The 21,358-nt window shown below is 45.0% G+C and carries 20 protein-coding genes and 1 pseudogene; 3 read left to right on the top strand and 18 right to left on the bottom strand.

Going from position 1 to position 21,358, the window contains the following annotated elements:
• Positions 1-11: 11 nt before the first annotated feature.
• The 8 genes from G4D54_14770 to G4D54_14805 all read right to left on the bottom strand — a co-directional run bounded on the left by G4D54_14770 (position 12) and on the right by G4D54_14805 (position 7,607).
• Entirely contained in the window at positions 12-1,763 is a 1,752-nt protein-coding gene (locus tag G4D54_14770) for a V-type ATP synthase subunit A (GenBank protein QJA03612.1), read from the bottom strand.
• A 34-nt stretch (positions 1,764-1,797) separates the two neighbouring features.
• Positions 1,798-2,394, bottom strand: coding sequence for a hypothetical protein (locus G4D54_14775; GenBank protein ID QJA03613.1), 597 nt, complete (start codon positions 2,392-2,394; stop codon positions 1,798-1,800).
• Between the two features lie 10 nt (positions 2,395-2,404).
• Positions 2,405-2,713 (bottom strand): ATP synthase subunit F, encoded by a 309-nt coding sequence (locus G4D54_14780; GenBank protein QJA03614.1) that lies wholly within the window; start codon positions 2,711-2,713, stop codon positions 2,405-2,407.
• Between the two features lie 19 nt (positions 2,714-2,732).
• Entirely contained in the window at positions 2,733-3,176 is a 444-nt protein-coding gene (locus G4D54_14785) for an ATPase (protein QJA03615.1), read from the bottom strand.
• A gap of 13 nt (positions 3,177-3,189) precedes the next feature.
• Positions 3,190-5,112, bottom strand: coding sequence for a V-type ATP synthase subunit I (locus G4D54_14790; GenBank protein ID QJA03616.1), 1,923 nt, complete (start codon positions 5,110-5,112; stop codon positions 3,190-3,192).
• A gap of 14 nt (positions 5,113-5,126) precedes the next feature.
• Positions 5,127-6,173 carry a V-type ATPase subunit gene (locus G4D54_14795; GenBank protein ID QJA03617.1) on the bottom strand — a complete coding sequence of 349 codons (1,047 nt, stop codon included), beginning with the start codon at positions 6,171-6,173 and terminating at the stop codon, positions 5,127-5,129.
• A 39-nt stretch (positions 6,174-6,212) separates the two neighbouring features.
• Positions 6,213-6,524 carry a stress protein gene (locus G4D54_14800; GenBank protein QJA03618.1) on the bottom strand — a complete coding sequence of 104 codons (312 nt, stop codon included), beginning with the start codon at positions 6,522-6,524 and terminating at the stop codon, positions 6,213-6,215.
• A gap of 522 nt (positions 6,525-7,046) precedes the next feature.
• A complete protein-coding gene (locus G4D54_14805; GenBank protein ID QJA03619.1) occupies positions 7,047-7,607 on the bottom strand; it encodes a hypothetical protein in 561 nt (186 codons plus the stop codon).
• Positions 7,608-7,739: 132 nt separating this feature from the next.
• On the opposite strand from G4D54_14805, the gene G4D54_14810 reads away from it, so the two are divergent.
• The gene (locus G4D54_14810; protein ID QJA03620.1) at positions 7,740-7,877 is read left to right on the top strand and encodes a hypothetical protein; all 138 of its coding nucleotides are present in this window, start codon (positions 7,740-7,742) and stop codon (positions 7,875-7,877) included.
• 361 nt (positions 7,878-8,238) lie between these two features.
• Here G4D54_14810 and G4D54_14815 read toward each other — a convergent pair whose 3' ends face one another.
• The 3 genes from G4D54_14815 to G4D54_14825 form a co-directional block, all read right to left on the bottom strand.
• Entirely contained in the window at positions 8,239-8,787 is a 549-nt protein-coding gene (locus tag G4D54_14815; protein QJA03621.1) for a hypothetical protein, read from the bottom strand.
• A 595-nt stretch (positions 8,788-9,382) separates the two neighbouring features.
• The gene (locus G4D54_14820; protein QJA03622.1) at positions 9,383-10,639 is read right to left on the bottom strand and encodes a cation:proton antiporter; all 1,257 of its coding nucleotides are present in this window, start codon (positions 10,637-10,639) and stop codon (positions 9,383-9,385) included.
• Positions 10,640-11,052: 413 nt separating this feature from the next.
• Entirely contained in the window at positions 11,053-12,006 is a 954-nt protein-coding gene (locus G4D54_14825) for an RluA family pseudouridine synthase (protein QJA03623.1), read from the bottom strand.
• Positions 12,007-12,220: 214 nt separating this feature from the next.
• Here G4D54_14825 and G4D54_14830 point away from each other — a divergent pair, with 214 nt between their 5' ends.
• The gene (locus G4D54_14830; GenBank protein QJA03624.1) at positions 12,221-14,560 is read left to right on the top strand and encodes an ATP-dependent DNA helicase; all 2,340 of its coding nucleotides are present in this window, start codon (positions 12,221-12,223) and stop codon (positions 14,558-14,560) included.
• A 308-nt stretch (positions 14,561-14,868) separates the two neighbouring features.
• On the opposite strand, the pseudogene G4D54_14835 reads toward G4D54_14830, so the two are convergent.
• The 3 genes and pseudogenes from G4D54_14835 to deoD all read right to left on the bottom strand — a co-directional run bounded on the left by G4D54_14835 (position 14,869) and on the right by deoD (position 17,323).
• A pseudogene (locus tag G4D54_14835) lies at positions 14,869-15,123 on the bottom strand (hypothetical protein).
• Between the two features lie 244 nt (positions 15,124-15,367).
• On the bottom strand, positions 15,368-16,558 hold the full coding sequence (locus G4D54_14840) for a phosphopentomutase (protein QJA03625.1): 1,191 nt from the start codon (positions 16,556-16,558) through the stop codon (positions 15,368-15,370).
• 48 nt (positions 16,559-16,606) lie between these two features.
• Positions 16,607-17,323 carry a purine-nucleoside phosphorylase gene (deoD, locus tag G4D54_14845; GenBank protein ID QJA03626.1) on the bottom strand — a complete coding sequence of 239 codons (717 nt, stop codon included), beginning with the start codon at positions 17,321-17,323 and terminating at the stop codon, positions 16,607-16,609.
• Between the two features lie 141 nt (positions 17,324-17,464).
• On the opposite strand from deoD, the gene G4D54_14850 reads away from it, so the two are divergent.
• Positions 17,465-18,166 carry a Crp/Fnr family transcriptional regulator gene (locus tag G4D54_14850; protein QJA03627.1) on the top strand — a complete coding sequence of 234 codons (702 nt, stop codon included), beginning with the start codon at positions 17,465-17,467 and terminating at the stop codon, positions 18,164-18,166.
• Here the strand turns inward: G4D54_14850 and G4D54_14855 are convergent, their stop codons facing one another.
• From G4D54_14855 to G4D54_14870, 4 genes are all read right to left on the bottom strand, one after another.
• Entirely contained in the window at positions 18,167-18,811 is a 645-nt protein-coding gene (locus G4D54_14855; protein QJA03628.1) for an HAD family hydrolase, read from the bottom strand. It lies immediately after the preceding gene.
• Positions 18,812-19,053: 242 nt separating this feature from the next.
• The gene (locus G4D54_14860; GenBank protein ID QJA03629.1) at positions 19,054-19,392 is read right to left on the bottom strand and encodes a PTS lactose/cellobiose transporter subunit IIA; all 339 of its coding nucleotides are present in this window, start codon (positions 19,390-19,392) and stop codon (positions 19,054-19,056) included.
• 2 nt (positions 19,393-19,394) lie between these two features.
• Positions 19,395-19,739: a PTS sugar transporter subunit IIB gene (locus tag G4D54_14865; protein ID QJA03630.1), complete on the bottom strand. Its 345-nt coding sequence runs from the start codon at positions 19,737-19,739 to the stop codon at positions 19,395-19,397.
• Between the two features lie 106 nt (positions 19,740-19,845).
• Positions 19,846-21,156 carry a PTS sugar transporter subunit IIC gene (locus G4D54_14870; GenBank protein ID QJA03631.1) on the bottom strand — a complete coding sequence of 437 codons (1,311 nt, stop codon included), beginning with the start codon at positions 21,154-21,156 and terminating at the stop codon, positions 19,846-19,848.
• Positions 21,157-21,358 lie beyond the last annotated feature (202 nt).

The raw sequence follows: 21,358 nt of genomic DNA on the forward strand, positions 1-21,358 counted from the left end.
CACTTTCCTCCTTACGCAACCTGTGAGATGGCCGCATCAATCTGCTTGAAATAATCATCCAGCAGCTCGATATGGTCATTCGGCACATCGTATTTCATTTTGGTAACCTTATCGAAAATACCGGAGGTCACAACCTGACTCATCGGTTTTCCCTGTGCTACCAAATCCTTGCAGCGTTTGTACAGATACAGAATCACATCCATCATCTTCAGCTGCTTCTGTAAAGGTACATACGTATCATCCTTATGGAACGCATTCTGCTGCAGATATCCTACCCGGATGACCTTGCAGATTTCAATGACCAGCTTTTGATCCTCCGGCAGTACATCACTACCGATCAGTTTCACGATTTCCATCAGCTTCGCTTCCTCTGCCAGCAGACTCATGATTTCCTGACGGCTGCGCAGGAAACGCATATCCACATTCTTATTGTACCATTTCGTCAAATCCGTCACATATTCGGAATAGCTTTCCGTCCAGTTAATGGCAAAATAGTGACGTGCATAGGCCAGCTGCTTATCCAGCGCCCAGAAGCAGCGGACAAAACGCTTCGTATTCTGGGTAACCGGCTCAGAGAAATCAGAACCCTGCGGGGATACGGCACCGATGATGGATACCGACCCCACCTGATCATTCAGTGTCTTCATATAACCGGCACGCTCATAGAACTGTGAGATACGGCTTGGCAGATATGCAGGGAAGCCTTCCTCGGCCGGCATTTCCTCCAGACGTCCGCTGATTTCACGAAGCGCCTCCGCCCAGCGTGATGTGGAGTCCGCCATAATGGCAACATGATATCCCATATCACGATAATATTCGGCCAGTGTCAGACCGGTGTAAATACTCGCCTCACGAGCTGCAACCGGCATGTTGGACGTATTGGCAATCAGTACGGTACGATCCGTCAGCGGACGGTTGGATTTCGGGTCGATCAGCTCGGAGAATTCCTCCAGAACCTGCGTCATCTCGTTTCCACGCTCCCCGCAGCCGACATAGACGATGATATCGGCATCACACCACTTCGCCAGCTGATGCTGCGTCATGGTCTTTCCGGTACCAAAGCCGCCCGGAATCGCTGCCGTTCCACCCTTGGCAATCGGGAACAGCGTATCGAAAATACGCTGCCCGGTAATCAACGGCACACTGATCGGCAATCGTTCTGCCACAGGACGAGCCGTCTTGATCGGCCATTTCTGTACCAGCGTCAGCTCATGAAGCTTATCCTTTGCATCCTTCACCTTCAGGATGCATTGGTTGATATTGTATTTTCCGCTCTCTGCCGCTTCAACAACCGTTCCATACAGGGTTGGCGGAATCATACAGCGGTGTTCGATCAGATCCGTTTCCGGAAGCGTCGCAAATATCTGTCCGGGAACAACCTCATCTCCCACAGAAACCTTTACTGTCACATCCCATAAAGCCTCTTCATCCAGCGGTGCCACATCGCTTCCGGTCGCAATGAAGGCTCCGGATTCCTTAGCGATTTCCTTCAACGGACGTTCGATGCCGTCAAAGATATTACGCAGGATACCAGGCCCCAGTGTTACAGAAATCGGACTGCCCGTAGGCTCGACTGGTTCTCCCGGCTTTAACCCTGTTGTGGATTCATACACCTGAATCGTCGTTGCCTCTTTGCTGATGGAAATAACCTCTCCCATCAGACGTTTATGACCGACATATACTTTCTCCAGCATGGAGAAGTCGACTGCATTTTTGACCTTTACGACTGGACCGTTGATGGAATATATAACATTTTCACTCACATTATCACCTCAATCATACGGTTTCGTATGCACTTTATTTTATAAACAATCCGGAGTTCGTATAGAACCAGTCTTTCTGTTCATCAATGCCGGTGTCAAAGGTCTCATCTACAACAATTCCTTTTTCCTCACATTCCATGCGAAATCCTCCAAGCAGAATATCTGCATCGCATTTCCCTTCACAGGGCTTTCCATACGCCTCACAAATATCCTTCAAAACAGCCTGATCTCTGTCTGCGACATAAAACACAACCTGTTCATAGGACAGCTGTGCCAGATCGGCAGCTTTTTTCTTCAAAAGCTCCACATAATCCTTACTGACAGCAAAATCCCTCAGCTGCTGTTTTGCGGCCCTGAATACTGCATCGGTAAGCTCACGGCGTTTTTTCATAAGTCTGCGATTCGTTTCCTCATGCGCCTTGCTTAGACGAATGGCATGCTCACTGGCCATTTCCTTCAACTCCTGTTCTCTGGTAAGTCCAGCCTCACGCTGTGCTTCCAGCTCCAGGTCCTCCATGGATTTTTTACGGATTTCATCAATTTCCTGTTCAATACCGGCAATCTCGATGTCGCTAACTCGTTTTATCTCTTCCTCAAAGTACTGCTCCAATTTAATTTTGTCATCTAGCATAGCAAACACCTCATAGTTTCACACCGATTGCCTCAGATACGTAGCGGTCAATGGTTTCTCCGATTTTGGCGGAGCCATGACGGTCGGGAATCTCGACAATCAGCGGTTTCTTCTGTTTCAGTTTTAATTCAGAAATAACCTCGGGGCAGGTTTCAATCAGCTTTGTCGTCATTAAGACGATGGCCACATCCTCCATATGCATCACACGCTCCAGTTCCTGCAGAACCTCGTGACGCTCATGGACGACCACCCCTTCGATACCTGCCAGACGCATCCCCATCTGGGTATCAATGTTATCACTGAGCAGGTAGAATTTCACGAATGATCACCACCCGTTATTACAGCTTCATGAAGATAATGAAGATAGAGATCAGAAGACCGTAGATAGCAACACCTTCACCCAAAGCAACGAAGATCATGGATTTACCGAAGTTCTTTTCGTTTTCAGAGAATGCCCCGATTGCGGCAGGAGCAGCGGCAGCTACGGCAATACCTGCACCAAGTGCAGACAGCCCGGTCGCAAGTGCAGCGGCGATAAAGCCCAGACCCTGACCGATGGAGCCGGCCATCTTCATTGTGACATCATCAGCACCGGCAGCATACGCCTTTGTAGCGCTGAAGAACACCGTTCCAAGTACGATAGCGAAGAAGAAGCAGACGTGCGTAATCATACGGCGTTTTGCTACTGACACGCTCTTCTTTCCACGGAATACATTCACCAGCGGTAAAGAAATCAGCGCGATCAGAATAAGCGGTAATAAAAGTTCAAACATGTTTAACATGATAGTTCCTCCTTTAATCATTCAGTGATTTAAACACAATTCCGTTCCCCGTGAAATAACGGGAGAACATTTCATAGAATTCCAGACGAAGCACCTGGATTCCGACAATCATACCCTCCAGACACATGACGAAGATGTTCCCGAGGATCATCACGATCCATCCTGCACCTCCGGCCATGTCCATAATCAGCATAACGGCCATCATCATACCGGCATGTGACAAGACGAAGCCGCCGACACGCAGATAGGAGATGGTGTTGGTAATAAAAGACAGGCAGATTTCAAACAGCTCGAAGAAGCTCTCCACAAAGAAGCCTCCAAAGCCGTCCGGAAACATTTCCTTTTTCTCCATTTTCCGCTCCAATGCCTCCTTCAGGAAAATCAGTACCAGCGGTACAAGCAGAAAGACAATGGCAAAGACCGGATTGGTTAGGACGCCGGTTCCGCTAATCAGCTGATAAGCGCCTCCTCCAACCAGAGAAATATAAAAGACAAGTCCGGCGATACCGTTTTGTGAAAAGAACAGCTCACCGTAGTTTTTGTTTTTAATCTGCAGATACAGATTGATACCGATGCTGATTATGATCAGAACAGCCCCCAGCCCCACTGCCATAACAAGCAGAACGGGGATGAAGTTGCTGGTCATAACCTCAACCGGCTTTTCGGAAAGACCGAAAACGGTCTTATACAATGGATTCAGCAGCTCCTCGTTACCGAACACGGATCCGTATACAACCCCAAAGATACTGGAGAAGATACCGATGCGCATACCGATTTCCCCAAGACGCATGCCTTTCCATTTATAGAACAGATATCCGACCAGAATCAGGACGATTCCCTGACCAAGATCGCCGAACATGATACCGAACAGAAGAGAATACGTAAACGCTACAAAGGGCGTCGGATCGATTCCTTCATATTCGGGGGTGCCATACATTTCTACAAACATCGAGAAGGGCCTGGCAAACCACCCATTCTTTAATTTGGTCGGAGGCGAAAGTCGCTTGTCGCTATGGGCAGGCCTGACTTCGATTTCCACCTCCTTCAAATTCGAGAATGATTCCTTCAATTTTGGCACATCTTCTTCAACCACAAAACCTGTAATGGAAAATCTCTCACCGAGACCCAGTACATATTTTCTGGCTTCAAAGGTATGGTTTATAAACTCCAGTTCCGCCTTGATATCAGCGAAATTGTCAATACATTCAGCCTTTAAAGCTTCAATTACTTCATTGACATGCTGCAGCTGCTTGAGATCGTTATCGATTTCCTCCTGCAGTGATTCCTTTGCCTGAACCGGATTCCCGTGAACAAATTCCGGAATGCGGATTCGTTCAAAGTAGAGAGAGGAGAAGATATTGTCCACATCTCCCTCGTATTTCGCGGTTGTGAAATATACACACCAGCTGTATGTGTCATCCGTACTGAATGACTTGAATACAAACGGGCGGTTGCGGTAATACTGCAGCTTTTCGACACTGTCGATCGGCAGTCTTCCGAAGCGGATCTTGATATATTTGCACTCAAACAGATCATCCAGATTCAGATCGATACTTTCTATATTGCGAACCTGTGTCAGCGCATCGCGGTTTTCCTGAATAACAGTTTCCAGCTCGCGGCGGATTGCAGCACCGTTTTCGAAGCGCTCGTGGATGGAATCAATATAAGTGCGGATACCTTCCAGATCATATTCCCCGTTTTTCACATCCTTCATCGGAAGAGTCATATCCATGTCCTGCAGCACTTCATTGAAATGCGTCAGCACATCGGTAATCGGGTTTTCATCACTCAGTGTGGTAAGCCCGTGTACACTGTCCACAAACTTGCTGGCAGGTTCCGGATGAAAGTAATCCAGTTCCACGAATTTCAAAAGTACATCATTGAGATATTCATTATCCGCAAGGATGTTGACCAGTTTCATTTTTGAAATTGCCATGAACATTCTCCTTTCTAGTAGATCAGCATGCGCTGCATATCCTCGATAGATACGTGATAACGCACACCTTCAATAATATTGATGATATTTTCCAGCTCACGCTCTGCAGTATACAGATAGCTGGAATATACCAGCGGGGCATCGAGAGAATAGTAAATATTCTTCTTCGCCAGTGCATACAGAAAGGAATCGGTATAATATTCAATATATACATAATCCTTCTCCGTATCCTCAATCCCCAGACGATACGTGCTGCTTTGCAGCAGCTTGATAAATGCACGCGCATTGGGCTGCGCAATCAGCTCTTCCACAAAGGCGGCGGACAGATGCTCATGCACCGGTACCAGGGATTCACGTATGACATCCTCACGGGCATTGAAGTATTTTTTGTAGCGGTAGATCTTCTCAATGTTGCTAAGCTCGATCTGTGTTGCAAAATACTGCTTGACTGCTTTTCTGCTTTTCCCCTTCAGTGTCTTGTCAATCACCTGAAAGGTATGGGTGTAATGCTGCACCTGCAGCTGTGTTTCGATTTTTGTATAATCAATATCATTTTCCTCCCCCTTTTTCACACGGTAAGGAAGAAGTATTGCATAATACATCGTATGTTTCAAAACATCCAGCAGCTCATCGAAGCTGTGAACATTTCCCAGCCGCAGCAGATCAAAGCTGGTGTACGGCTTTAGAAAGATAGGAAATTCCGCAATAGCAGCTTCATACTCCTGAGAAATCAGTACCCGGATTCGAGAAAGAATCAAATCAATTTCAATCTGCTGCATATGCAGCCGGTAATACGGCTTCATGGCCGCATCCGCATAACGGTACAATTTCATGGTTTTCTTGAAAATTTCCTGTCGCAGGATACTTTCCAGCTGACCGCGGTGAATATTGTTCTCACGCACATCCTTCAGGGCAGCGGCATAGGAGGTCTCATGCTTCAGGTAACCGGCGATTTCCGCCACGCTTTTCTTATGCAGCAGCTCCTGATACATTTCTTCACTCAGCGCTTCCCCATGCATGCTTCTGGCCTTCGCCACAATAACACCTTCTGCCATACTCATATACACATCACCTCCCAACGTGTACAGGCGAACACACGGCTACATCGCCAGCGTTCGTTTTACAATCTGTGAAACCCACTCCTCCTTATGCTCCTCATATTTCTGCTGGAGAGCATGGAGCGATTCCTCATAGACTTTTTCTTCCTGCTGCATAGCACTCTGTAAATCCGCGTCCATCTGTTCGCGCTGCTTCGCTATGCAGTCTTCTGTTTCCTTTCGATACTTTTCTCTGATTTCCATACTCTGGTCCTGTATCAGATTCTGGATATTGTGGCGTTCCTGCTGTTTCTGCTCGACACGCGCTCTTGCCTGCTTGTCGGCATCTACAATATTACGAATGATTTCTTCCAAAAAACGACACCTCCTTTATCCTTATTATACCACCGATTCGTTTGGCCGTTCACCAAACTTCTAGAAGTATACACCTTTTTATTTTGGTGTGCAAGCAAAGATTTCACTCCTTTTTTCCCTGAAATCGGTTCCGTAAAACCCCTGTAAAAATTGCGGTTTTCCCTCCTTTTTTCACGTATTTTTTACCTTATGAAAATTTTGTAAACAAAGCTATCCTGAAACCCCTTTTTCTGTACACGGCTGTCGGATGTTGTTTCCGATTTAAAAAGCTGTCTTAAAGCTGCTTTTCTATATGCGGTTTCGGATCCCGTGCATAAAAATTTCAATTATGTAAAATATAAACAAAACATAAATTCTCTTAATTACTATAAATTCAAGTAGAGTGCAAAGCTGAACAAATAGTAAAAATAAAGTCCTAAGCCCTTTAGATAAAGGACTTAAGACCTATTTTTACAGTTATAACCGTACTACGCAAAACCTTTTAAACATCCCAAAGGAGTACATTTTCTCAATCGCATAGAATTAAATTGCAAAGATATCATTTATAGTACCGGATTTTGAAGGTTGCTCAAAGATATAATATTTTACACTGGCATAATAATTGATAATATAGTTACTTGTTATTGATGCGTTTTTTGAATAATACGTAAATCCTCTTACGTTTTCACCAGGTTCAAGAAGTGTAGCATGAATTGTCATCCATTTCCGCGAACTCCAAGGTTCACTGGAACTAGGAGAATACCATGTTGCCAAAACCCCGTATTTAATTTTATAACTATTTAAAGGGGCATCATTAAGGTCATAATATCTAGTAAATTCACCATATGTCGCTGCTCTTGTATTACCTCTTGTTCCTAAGCTCACTCTGGCTTCTGCTGCGTTATAAGTTATATGCTCCGCTTCAGCTACTGCTTGAACATACTCCTCATAAGTTAATTCTCTATACTCATAATCTTTTAATGCTTCCATAATATTATTTGCTTCTGATGTATCTTGCCGGGACTTTGCGCTTATGCTGCCATTTGATAGTGAAAATCCAAATAGCATAGAGATAGATAACATCGCAATAAGTGTCTTTTTCATATTTTTCCCTCCTCACTTTTATATAGCTATCCTCTATTTAAAAAATAACACGTATTTTATAAAATATAAGACTATTTATAAAACACTCTATATGGTATAATTAAATATAATAGTGGAGGAGGGTGAATACTTATGAAACCATATGAAATCAGGAGTGTAATATTGGGCTTTGCTCTTATTTTAATTTCCAGTGAAGAAACTTCTTTTTTAGCACTCATCGGTTTTGTTTTTATCATAGCAGGAGTATTTCCGAAATATGAAAAGAAATAATACCAACAGCTCCATTTCTTTCAAATTTTATTTTAATGTTATTATCGCTGAAAGCATTCCAGTAATGCTCAACTATCAGAAAAGGAGTAATCGGTTCATTTTGAACTATATTACTCCTTTTTGAAAGTCTATGATAATTTCGTGCTTCTTTGAAATAAGCAGGAGCTTGATCTGTACACCTTACAATAGAAACACAGGCTTCTGTTAAACCCACAATACATCAAGCAGTGAAAATCGGATACTTATCAGAAACACCTCTATTGTATATCCGGCTGTAAATGTCTCTTCCGGTTTCAATGACATCATGCCTTCACAATGACTGGATACAGACAAAGAGTAGTCACATGGTATTTCCTGCAGTTCAACCCGCTGTACGGCTTTTTTTCTCGTGGTCAAAAACCAGCTGTTCCATATGCTCGTGTTTTGATAAGCAGAACGTATAATCCTCATACACCTCATCCTCACACAGCGGGCAATTAAAGCCCGGATGCGCCCCCAGCATAAACGGCATATCCCGTTTACCGGTATTCGTGATACGATAGGTGATATTCAAGCAGTTATAATGCAATACATATTCTATTTCATAATGAAACTCAAAGGGATACTTTGCAAGCAACTTGGGATTGCTGTCCAAAACCATAATAATTTTGTCCTTCTGTGTTTTCACTTCTAAGTCTTCATAGCGAACCAGACTATGATTTTTCATATGATAGGTTTTCCCGTCAATGGTATAGTTTCCGTGATCGAAGGTGCTCCTGATCAGGGGAAACAGCGTTGGATTTTTCCCTTTCCAGTAGGTTTCATCTCCCTGCCACATATATTCCATACCTGTTTCTTTATTCTTGAAGCTTTCAATTTCGCCATCCTGCGCTGTAAAGGTGGCGATATAACGTTCATTTTCTAAATGCACGATTGCCTCTTTCTACGAATATATCATTTTTGATATTCACTAGGAGGCATTCCGTTTTTTCCTTGAATTTTTTTTCAACGATTGTAAAAAGAATATCTCGCAGTGCATTTTGCGAACCATGAAAGAGGCACACACAGGCAGAGGGCTCAAGAGATTACTGCTTTTATCCTTTCCACATAGCAGACATTTAATTTGTAATGCTAGCTTGCATCCCCTTGCAATAAAGCATTTCATTCACGCACAGCTGATCATTTCCATGAAGAAAACACGCTGTCTGTACATGGATATCTTACAGGGAATGCGTAAGCTGGTACTGTATGGTCCCAGCAATTACAGCTGCAATGTCAAGCTCATACAGCTGTACAAAAAAAAGCAGACCTCATCCGAATGGATAAAGCCCGCCACGTTGAAGTTTTCGTGGATATTACTTTATATCTATATAGATAAGGCTGCTAATTTGAATTTGCGTGGATCTTCTCTCCTATATTTATAACCGTGGGTATCCTCTTCTATATTTATATAGGAAAGCAATATTGCATGTAATACATCCGATGATTGTCCAACTTCCTGCTCTTTGCACAGCTTGCGAAAGCTATCAGCTCTGCTCCAGCACCTTCTGTGCCAGCTTTTCGTTCTGCTCGATTTTCTCGTAATCTTCAATCAGCTCCGAGGATGCATATACATCCGGGTCATTTTCACGATCCTTAAATACGATTTTCAACAGAATCGGGGTTATCACAGTTGTCAGTACAACCATAATGATAATCGGGCCGAAAAATGCCTCATTCATCAAGCCAACCTTTATGCCCTTGCTGGCGACAATCAGAGCGACCTCCCCGCGGGATACCATGCCGATGCCGATGCGCAGGCTCTGAATATTCTCATATCGGCAAAGCTTGGCCCCCAGACCGCATCCGACAATCTTTGTCAGAATCGCCAGTACCAGAAGCAGTACAGAGAATATCATAATGCTGGTACTCATTTCCGGCAGCACAACCTTTAAGCCGATGCTGGCGAAAAAGACCGGTGATATCAGCAGATAGGATAGTGTTTCAATACGCATCTGTACATAGTTGCAGCGGCTTGTCCCACTGATGATCAGCCCTGCGATAAACGCCCCGGTGATATCCGCAACACCGAAGAACGCTTCTGCAACATAGGCGAACAGCAGGCAGAAGGCAAAGCTCAGAATAGAGAAACGGCGGTGAACCTTTTGATAACGGTCAAACAGCTTCTCGATTCCCTTGCGTGCAAACACGCCAACAACAATTGCCAGTACGAAGAATGCAACGATTTTCAGCATAACCTCTGTTAGCTGTACGGATGTATCCGCCATACCGGTAATGATGGTCAATGCGACAATTCCCAAAATATCATCTATCAAAGCCGCCCCAAGGATGGCATTGCCACTCGGTGTGGACAGCTTCCCCATCTCCTTCAGCGTTTCCACTGAGATACTGACGGAGGTTGCCGTCAGAATGACGCCGATAAACATGTTCTGCAGAAATGCCTCCGGCTCCGTATTGAAGAAGGATGCCAGCACATAACCGGCAATCAGCGGAACCAGTACACCGATAACGGCAATGACAAAGCTGTTTCTGCCGCTTTTCTTCAGCTCGGATATATCTGTTTCCAGACCGGCGGAGAACATCAGTACGATAACACCGATTTCCGCAATATGATCCAGGAATTCCGATTCCTGTACGATATTAAAGCATGCCGGCCCCAGCAGCAGTCCTGCAACCAGCGCCCCAACGACCTGCGGCATTTCGATTCTTCTTGTCAGCAGTCCGAATACTTTCGTACTGAGCAGAATCAGCGCCACGTCCAGCAGGTAACGATAAGATTCCATAAACTCTCTCCTTTTATTTTCAACTTAACTGATTATACACCCCTTTTTCATAAAAGCAAGCGATTTCATTCAAATTCTATCCGGTATTTATTTCCAGTGCTGCGATTCAATGATCAACCAGACAGTGTATATATGAAATAACATACGTTTCTAGCATAGGCCGCAATTTTCATAAAGGTCATGATCCTTTGCCAGTCATTTTATTGCATACTGTTTCCTGCCAATATCTGTGCATGAAGTTCTATTAGAATAAGTCTTGTGCATGCGATTTTACATGAAGCAAGTAAAGATGGGGGGAATGCTACAGGTTCTGTGGGTACACCGGTCTATTTTACGATTTTCAAAGGACCGTATCTATCCGATAACATCCGGCTCGTATCTTTGAAAGAGTCAAAGGATGCCGTTATACCATTTCAAAAAGGTCTTGCGATATCCACAAACTGCCGCTCAATATCGGTATCCTGCAGCTCGAATGCTCTGCCGTTGAGATACTGCAGACAGCACGCATCCCCCTGAAAATGAAATGCCACATGATACGCACAGAGTGCCTGATAAGTCTTCTCTTTTGTCTTCCTCGCCCCGTATTTTACATCGCCCAGCAGAGGATGTCCCAGCCAGCTCATAAGAGCTCGAATCTGATGACTTTTACCGCTGTGCAGCTCCACCTCAACAAGAGAGTAGCGCTCTGCCTCCTGCAAAACACGATAGCCTGTTTCCATGCGGGTATAGCCTTCCCGCTCACGATCGATAACCTCCGCCGTATTTTTCTCATTCTTTCGATGATACAGCACGATATGATCCTGCTTTTTTTTCAATTTTCCCTGTACGATACACAGATATTTCTTTTCCACCTGACGAAGTGCGATTTTTTCATTCATGCAACGAAGAGCCGCAGCTGTTTTAGCCGCAATTACCAGCCCCTGCGTGTTTCGGTCGATACGATGGCACAAGGCAGGGGTAAAGCTTTGTTCAGTGGTTGGATTGTATTCTTTTTTACAATACAGATAATGCAGCAGGCGGTCTGCCAGATTATCCTGCACCTCACTGGTGTCACTGTGTGCGCGAAGTCCCTTGGGCTTGTTAATCAGCAGAACAGCATCATCCTCATAGACCACATCCAGTGCATTCGGGACCTGTAGAAAGCTGCGCATGGTTGCTGCTTCATAAAATTCCTCGGGGATATAGCACTGCATGGTGTCTCCCGCCTGCAGTCGCTGGGAAATCTCACAGCGTTTCCGGTTCACCTTGATTTTCTTATTCCTTATATATTTATACATCAGGCTCTTGGGCATGGTCTTCATCGTTTTCTGTATAAACCTATCCACACGCTGATCCGCATCGTTTTCATTGATAATGAATTCTTTCATACACATTCCTCACCTTTCATGATATCAATTCACAGCAAATCCCTGATAGATCCTGCAGGCTTTCAGAACAGATCCTATGCGGTATCCGCACGAAGAAAGCATTTTTTCATGAATTGTTATCTTTTCCCTGTATATTATACCGTACTTGCATTGCATAATCATAGAAAAACGACTAAAATTACAGTACAGAAGTGAAACAGGAGGAGGGATGCGTATGTATCGATGCAAAATGTCCGTACGCGCTATGGTAGAATCGGTATGGATTGGCGGTGATCTGGTATCCACAGCGCCATCCATCGAACGGGCAAATCTGGGCAGCCGTATTCATCGCATGCTGCAGAGCTCTGCACAGGGAGACTATGAAAGCGAAGTATTTCTGAAGCTGTCCAGTGAACTGGATGATATCCTGTTTGAAATAGAAGGCAGAGCGGATGGTGTTCGCAAGGAGGACGATCAGGTGACGATCGAGGAAATCAAAACAACCGCGATTCCCTTTTCCGAATTGAACGAGCCCGTCATGGTCCATCTCGCACAGGCCTATTGCTATGGCCATATGTATCTGGCTGAGCACGTTGCTCCCTCCATTCGCATCCAGATGACCTATTATCAGATTGATACCGAGGAAATCAAGCAGTTTGACGAGGAGAAAACACGGGAGGAGCTGGCGGCATTCTATATGGATACGCTGCGGCGCTATGTGAAGTGGGCAGCACTCAGCAGAGATTTGAAAATCAGCTCTTCCAGAACACTGAAGGAGCTGAAGTTTCCGTTTCCGGATTATCGCAGCGGACAGCGTGACTTTGCAGTCGCCGTATACAAAACCATTCTGGATCGGGAAAAGCTGTTCGCCTCCGCACCAACCGGTATCGGAAAGACGATTTCCACCCTGTTTCCGTCTTTGAAGGCAATTGGAGAGGGAAAGGCGGAAAAGGTATTTTATCTGTGTGCGAAAAATGTAACGGCCACAGTTGCCTACGATACTCTGCGACTGCTTTACAACCAGGAGGTATCCTTTAAAAGCGTGGCAATCACAGCCAAGGATAAAATCTGCTTTCAGGATGTGCGTAACTGTGACCCCGAGGTATGTCCCTATGCAAAGGGCTATTATGATCGCTGTCAGGATGCCTTGTATGAGCTGCTGCAGGAAACACAGTTCATCGATCGTGAGGCCGTTGAAAAAAAAGCAAAGGAGCATTTGATCTGTCCCTTTGAGCTGAGCCTTGATGCAAGTCTGTATGGGGATGTGATTGTCTGTGATTATAACTATGTATTTGATCCGCGGGTGTATCTGAAACGTTTTTTTATGGAAAAGGGAGACTATATTTTTCTGGTGGATGAAGCACACAATCTGGTGGATCGTGCCAGAAGCATGTACAGCTGTGAGCTGAATAAGTCGGCGTTTCTTGCGGCAGCCCGCAATATCCCAAAGCAACGCAAGCCGCTGCATGCGGCACTGCGCGCTGTCAACCGTGAATTCCTGCGGTTAAAAAAGCAGTGCGAAGAGGAAGGACAGAATTTTATTCACCAAAAGGAACCGATTTCTTCCATCAGGCAGCGTCTGGCAGATGTGATTGAACAAATGGATATCTATCTGCAGAGTGAGCATGAAGATACCTGGGATGAAGAATTACGCGATCTGTATTTTTCATGCATAAACTACAACCGGATTTCCGAGTTTTATGATGAGGATTTTGTCACCTGTTATGAAAAGCAGAGCAGTGATATCGTACTGAAGCAGCTCTGTCTGAATCCGGCACATCCATTAAAGGAAACCTGTGCCATGGGACAAAGCACTGTCTTCTTTTCTGCGACGCTTTCTCCCATTGATTATTATCTCGATCTGCTGGGTGGAACAAGAAAGACCAGAAAGCTGTTTCTTCCTTCTCCATTCCCGGCAGAAAAGCGTAAAATCGTCCTGTGTGACGCCATTTCCACCCGCTATCGAAACCGCGATAGCTCCCTGCACCCGATTGCCGCTATGATTCACGCAGCGGTGCAGGCCAAAACAGGAAATTACATTGTTTTTCTGCCAAGCTATGCCTATATGAAGCAGGTTGCCCAGACCTTTTGTGAACAGTTCCCTGATATTCACGTATCCCTGCAGGAAAGTGGTATGAAGGAAGAAGAGAAGCAGCACTTTCTTGAACACTTCAATACCACACAAGAACTGCATGTTCTGTTCTGTGTATTAGGCGGCATGTTTTCTGAAGGAATAGACCTGAAGGGGGAAAAGCTGATCGGTACGATCATTGTCGGTGTAGGACTTCCGCAGGTCAATCCACAGCAGGAGCTGCTGCGTGAGCACTTTGATGAGGTTAACGAAACGGGGTATGCCTACGCATATCAGGTACCGGGCATGAATAAGGTACTGCAGGCTGCCGGCCGTGTTATTCGCTCGCACAGTGATATCGGTATCGTGTTACTCATTGACGAGCGCTTCACCACACCGTTTTATCAGCGGCTGTTACCAGAACACATGCGGCCGTTTCAAATTATCAATGATCCAACCCGTCTGCATGCGGCTGTAAAACAATTCTGGCAGCAAAACAGCTGATGTAGGCAGCCTGTATTTCCACCTTCAGGATCCTCTCTTATGGGATTGGAGCTGGCATCGTGATTTCACCGTGTATGTCTATCGCAAATTCTATTTTCCATCTAAAAATTTATTTACCCCCTTTACAAATAAAGCATATCGTTTTGTGTGAAAGCAGGCTCTTCCTCATTCCAGACAGTATATATAAACGCTTTCTTTTCAAGGAGTATCGAACAAAGCTGCAATGCTGAATATTTTTCAGCAGTTAAAGTATACAGTCTGATAAGTTTTTCATCCAATGTTTTATTATAAGCATCCTTGCCTGTATATCAGGAAATGGATGTCAACGCATCAACACACCTGCCATTATATTTTTTACACGGCCTACATATATCATCATAGACGGTTAATTTTACATTGATTGTCGGATGATTGATAAGTTCATTTGCGACTTTATAGAAATCATGTCCCATGGTTTCATCCGGTATAAATCGTTCAATACCGGCGCCATACAGCTTTATGATATCTATAAAATGATGCGGCTTGATGATAATTTCATCCCCCCTGCATTCCTACTTCTCCATCTCAGATTCTTATGTTTCTTAAATACATTTTATCACAGCGGACTATGAAAACCCATGCCCTTTCAGAAAACAGCATTCATAAGAATAAAATCGTAGTCTTTGTGTCCGCAGCAGCTAAAGCCCTGCCATTTAATTGTCCGGATAGTTTCTTTTATACATAATAAAAAGGTATCAGCAGCAGAATTCCCGGTTTCATTCCTACAATCCTTCTCTGCAGATACCTTTTGGTGTTTTCGTCAGTACCTTATTTCAATTGTTTTAGACAGCTTGTTCCTATTGTGTTCTTCGGCATGGATACCTCAAAATTATCCGCAATCGTGGCTCCGATCATGGCAAAGGTATCACTTACCGGCAATAGTCCGTGTCCTTCCATACGCGGGCTGTATGCCAGAAACGGAACCATTTCCTTAGTATGATCCGTTCCCTTATAGGTTGGGTCATTCCCATGATCTGCAGTAATGATCAATAAATCATCCTCCTGCAGCTTATTGAGAACAACTCCCAGCAGCTCATCAAAGCGCTCCAGCTCTTCTCCATAGCCGACCGGATTTCTGCGATGTCCCCACAATGCATCAAAGTCTACCAGATTGACGAAGCATAAGCCGTGGAAATCCTGCTCCATGACCTCAATCGTCTGTTCCATGCCATGCACGCTGCTCTTGGATTTATGAGCCTGTGTAATGCCTTCACCATCAAAAATATCCTTGATTTTTCCAATGCTGATTACATCCAGCCCGGCTTCCTTCAGCGCATCCAGCGCTGTTTTCCCATACGGCTTCAATGCATAGTCGTGACGGTTGCTGGTGCGTTTGAATTCCCCTTTTTTACTTCCGGTATACGGACGCGCAATGACTCTTCCCACCATCCACTCCGGACGCATGGTCAGTTCTCTTGCGATCTCACAGTAATGATACAAAGTCTCCACACCCATCGTTTCCTCATTTCCGCAAATCTGCAGAACAGAATCCGCTGAGGTATAGACGATCAGATCCCCGTTTTGTATTTCCTGCTCTGCCAGCTCGTCCAGAATCTCAGTTCCGCTGGCAGACTTGTTTCCGATAATATGACGCCCTGTACGTTTTTCCAGCTCATCGATCAAATCCTGTGGAAAGCCGGTTTCCGTAAAGGTTTTAAACGGTGTCGTGATATGCAGTCCCATCATTTCCCAGTGTCCGGTCATCGTATCCTTGCCGACACTGGCTTCCAGCAGCTTCGTATAATAACCCAGGGGCTCGGCTGCCGGTGCCACATGCTTAAGCGGATGAAGGTTTGCCAGTCCCAGCTTTGCCAGATTCGGAATATGAAACTTCGGCATGCTTGCATCAATATGTCCCAGCGTATCACAGCCCTCATCATCATATTCCGCCGCATTCGGCATCGCACCGACACCGAGAGAATCTATGACGATTGTAAAAATCCTCTTATATGGTTTCATGTTAACCTCCTTGTGTGTTTTATTTATAACCTGCTTTCCTGTCGTATGTTATAATGCCACAGCTGTTTCCAGTGCAACCAGCATCATATCATGGAAGGATGTCTGACGCTCTTGTGCAGTTGTCTCTGCATGTGTAACCAGAGAATCGCTGATGGTCAGCAGGCAGGCAGCGCGCTTGTTTAAAATTTTGGCATTGTGGAATAGAGCAAAGCTTTCCATTTCAACACATACACAGCCATGCTTTTCAAAAAATTCCCGGTGTCCGTCCACGTTGTCCTCATGATAAAAAACATCGCTGGAATGAATTCTTGCCTTTGTCAGCGGTTTGTTCACCCTTGCGGCCGCTGCTTCTATTTCAGCATTCAGCTCAGCACTCGGTGTCTGAATATCACCGTCGACATCCGCCTGTGCCTTCGCGAAGGTGGATTCACTCCATGCACTGTCTGCAAGTACCAGATCAAACAGCTTCAGCGTATCCGTGTAGGCTCCTGCACTACCGATTCGAATAATGTTTTCTACCTCATAAAATTTATACAGCTCATAGGAATAGATTCCAATACTTGCCATTCCCATACCGCTTCCCATGACAGAGATTTTCTTTCCCTTATAGGTACCGGTATATCCGAACATATTGCGGACCGTGTTAAACTGTACCGGATTTTCCAAATAGGTTTCTGCAATGAATTTGGCGCGGAGCGGATCCCCCGGCATGAGTACAGTCTTGGCGATGTCGCCGCTGGCAGCAGCGTTATGTGGTGTTGACATAAATACTTCCTCCTTTACATAGGTTTTACGCAAAGCAGATTCCCATACATCCTGCTTGCTTTTTTTACAATAGTATCATACTATAGGAGCAGTTAATAAAAAAAGGACATCTGTCCTCTTTTTGAAAAGAAGGTGAATTTTATGACTGCCCTGCAGGATTTATTAGAGGAAACAAAGGAATGCCATCACAGTCTGCTGAAGCAGCTGTTTGCCAATTGTCCCGTTGAGGTGCTGCAGCAGATGCAGCTGATCCGTCTACGTAAGAATCAAAATCTGATTTCCACTTACCAGACCAGCAATCCGGTATTTGTGCTGCTGGATGGCCGTCTGCAGGCAATCGAAGAGCGGGTCGTGGATATTCCTTACAGCTTTACGGAGCTGCACCCGGTGGATATCGTCGGCGATTATGAGCTGTTCACCGGCATAGAGGGACACTATGTGACGCTGAAAACGATGGAAGCCTCATGCTGCGCCAGACTGAGTGCTGCCTCCTATCTGCACTGGATGAAGAGTGATGCAAACGCCCTGTTTCTGCGTACGCAGATGCTGATGAAGGAGCTGTCTGTGCAGACGCAGCTTCAGCGGCAGTATTTGTTTATGGATAATCGCACACGCCTGCTTCTGTTTTTGCTGCGTTCCAATGGACAGAGTGGTGGAAGGATTCCTGCGACCCGGGAACGGATTGCAGCTTCCATCGGCTGTAGTGTGCGTACCTGTAACCGCATTATTTTCACCTTGTCACAGGAAGGCTTTGTGGACTGCATCCACGGCAAGCTGCAAATCAGCGAACAGCAGCGCAGTGCGATAAAAAAAGAACTGGAGACCTCCAGTTTCTCTTTCTGATCACGCCATCAGGGATTCACATTGGCGTATCGTATCGACAACTACGCAGCCTGTTTTTTCCAGCTTTCCCTTATCCTCATGTCCGTTGGCAATCAGAATACAACGGCAGCCGGCACCATGGGCAACCTCACTGTCGTGTACACTGTCACCGATAAAGACCACTTCCTGCGGATTCAGACCGCTTTCCTGTACAAAGCGCTTTGCCAGCTCTGCCTTGGATGCCGCATGGATATTATCCAGACCGCGTACCTGCTCAAAATATTGTTCAATATCATAATTATCCAGCTGCTCATGAAGGAAATGCAAATCACTGGCACTCAGCAGATACTGATGCACTCCCTTTTTCTTCAGCTGTGACAGCATATCCGTTACCCCGTCATGCAAAGAGCAGGCCATACTGTGGGGCTGATAATATCGCATATATTCCTTCGCAAGCATGGGGAACGGTGTCTTTTCAAAATCAAAGCCGACTTTTTTGTAATATTCGATAACCGGAAACTGAAAATATTTCCGATACTCGCCTTTATCCAGAACCAGAGGCAGCTGTGCCTTTTTCAAAATGGTGTTCAACGCATCCATACTGACATCAATATCATCCAGCAGTGTACCATTCCAGTCCCAGACGACATGCTTTACATTATTCATAGGAAACCTCCTTCGTATTATTCTATTATATTGCCCCTTATTATATACAAAAGAATATCGCGATGCAACCATTGTGCGTTGAATCTTTACTGTTTCACAAATGAAAAAGAACATCTGTATATATCATAATCGTTTTGAAGCTGCTTTTCTTTCCGTACTTGAAAGATCATGCAGATTGCAAAGAAAAAGAGGAAAATCATCCGGAAAAAACCTTCCAAATTGAATTTCCTCATTTTCCCTCGTCAATTCTGCAGCTGCACGGCTTCTGTTAAAGCCGCTACTTTCCTATTCAGCTTTATGATTGAATTCGCCATATCCTTTAATAAAATCGCATTCATTAAATGATCCTGCGCATGGACCATGATAAGTGAATACTCACTCACACAGCCGCTCGCCTCCTTCTGCAGCAGCCTGGTCTGCAGCTGGTGAGCTGCCACAAGAGATTCATTCCCTGTGTGCAGCTGGACCTCCGCCTCTTCAAAGCATTCATTTTCCGCAGCAGCCACTGCTTTCAGAAACGATGCGGATGCATTCCCGGCTTCACTGATGATCTTAAATGCTTCCAGCATAAGCTCTTCCATGTCTATCCCCCCTTTTGTTCTTTGTTTGCTTTCATGGCATCAAATGCCGCCAGCAATACAGGCACAGCCTCCATTGCACCATAGTGATCCTTATCAATAACCACAACCGGAACATCATAGCCATGATCCAGCGCCACCTTTTTTACCTCTTCCTGCAGCATGGATACCTGTGGTCCCAGCATGATAATGCGGGTATCATCCAGCTTTTCATAATATTCTTCCTTTCCCCATGCCTCGATTACGATGTTTTTATCTCGTAGATTCTTAGATTCAGCAACCGCCGTTTTCATACGATTTACCAGCATCGAGGTGGAAAGACCTCCGTAACACACCAATAATATTTTCATTTTTTACTCCATTCCCCCGCACCTTGCGCACGGGCACAATATTGCATAAATGTTGTTTCAGCTCACTTTTTTATTATCAACCGATATCCATTCACACGTCTTCCTCCTAGAAGTCGAATTCGATATCTTCCAAGGTTCTCGTATCCCTGACCTTACTCTGTTCCGTATCCAATGCCCGTTTCTCTACAATTTTAAAGAATGGATAATACAATGCGACATTTACCAGAATGATGATCACCCAGACAATTAGATATTTCCAGTCCATACAGGCAACCCATGCGCCAAACGGCAACGGAATGTAGGGACCGACCAGACTAAACGGTGCCATAAATCCGCCTTCGATTGCAATCCATCCGATCACCGCAGCCAATGGTGTGGAAATCAGCCACGGAATAAACATAATCGGGTTCAAAATAACAGGAAGTCCAAACAGGACGGATTCACCGATTCCGAAGAATTCCGGAATGATAGAGAGTCTTCCGATGGATTTGAATCGTTTTGCTTTGGAGAAAATCATCAGAATACAGATTGCACCACAGATACCGGAGCCTGTAGTCCCTGCAATATCCCACATGAAATTCGGTGTTAAAACACGAATGGCCTCGCTTGAAGTTCCTGCCGCGATTGCGGCATTGATATCCACATTCGCAAATGCGACAGCCATCCAAACAGGTGCCATGACGGCATAGCCGTGAATCCCGAACCACCATAACAGCTGCTGTATAAATAAGATAAAGACAAGTCCTCCCAGCGTATTTACCGAAGCTGTCAGCGGGGAAAACAGCTTTTCGATCAGCTGTACCATTGCTACACCGCTCACACTCTCAACACCGTATTTAAAGACAATCAGAATCAGGATGGAAAACAGAATCGGCCACTGGTTCTCAAAGCTTCGCAGAATCGGTGTGGGAACGCCATCTCCCAGATTGATGGTAAAATGCAGCTTATTACGGAAGATATGTAATATCTCAACGGAAATCAAACCAAACACGATGGCTGTAAAAATCCCCGTACCTCCGTAATAGGAAGTAATCGTTGCACCGGTTTCGGGATCATACAACGTCCCCATGATGATGAAAGCGATAATGGAAGTTACGATGGATCCGATGTCCCATACCTTCCTTTGCTGAGAATAGTAAAACCCGACAAATGCAGCAACATACAATGCCAGACACCCCATTGTGGCAAATTGCATAGGCTGTGTCACTTCCCCCAGAAATACAGTAGCGTCAACAAACCATTTCGGCATACCGGGTATGGACGGCAGCTGGGAAAAGATTGTAGGAATAGAGCCTACCAGCGTAACCGGAACCAAGGTCATCATACCACGCCGCACAGCAGCAAGCTGCGGATTCTGTTCCAGCTTTGCGGCAATCGGCAACAGCCATTTTGATAATACTTGTTCTAACTTTTTCATACGTTTGCTCCTCTCTTTCTAATCTAATCATAATCCACTCATGCTTCATTATCCAATCTAAAATTGCACCTCCTCCTTGTGCAATCATCCAATTTTTAAAAGAATGCAAATTGCGGAGATATCTGGTATCATATACCTGTACAATCTATATCATACAGGACAAACACGCATTTATACATGATCAGGAAACGGAGGTATTGTC

The organism is [Clostridium] innocuum (genome assembly GCA_012317185.1).
Lineage (GTDB): Bacteria > Bacillota_I > Bacilli_A > Erysipelotrichales > Erysipelotrichaceae > Clostridium_AQ > Clostridium_AQ innocuum.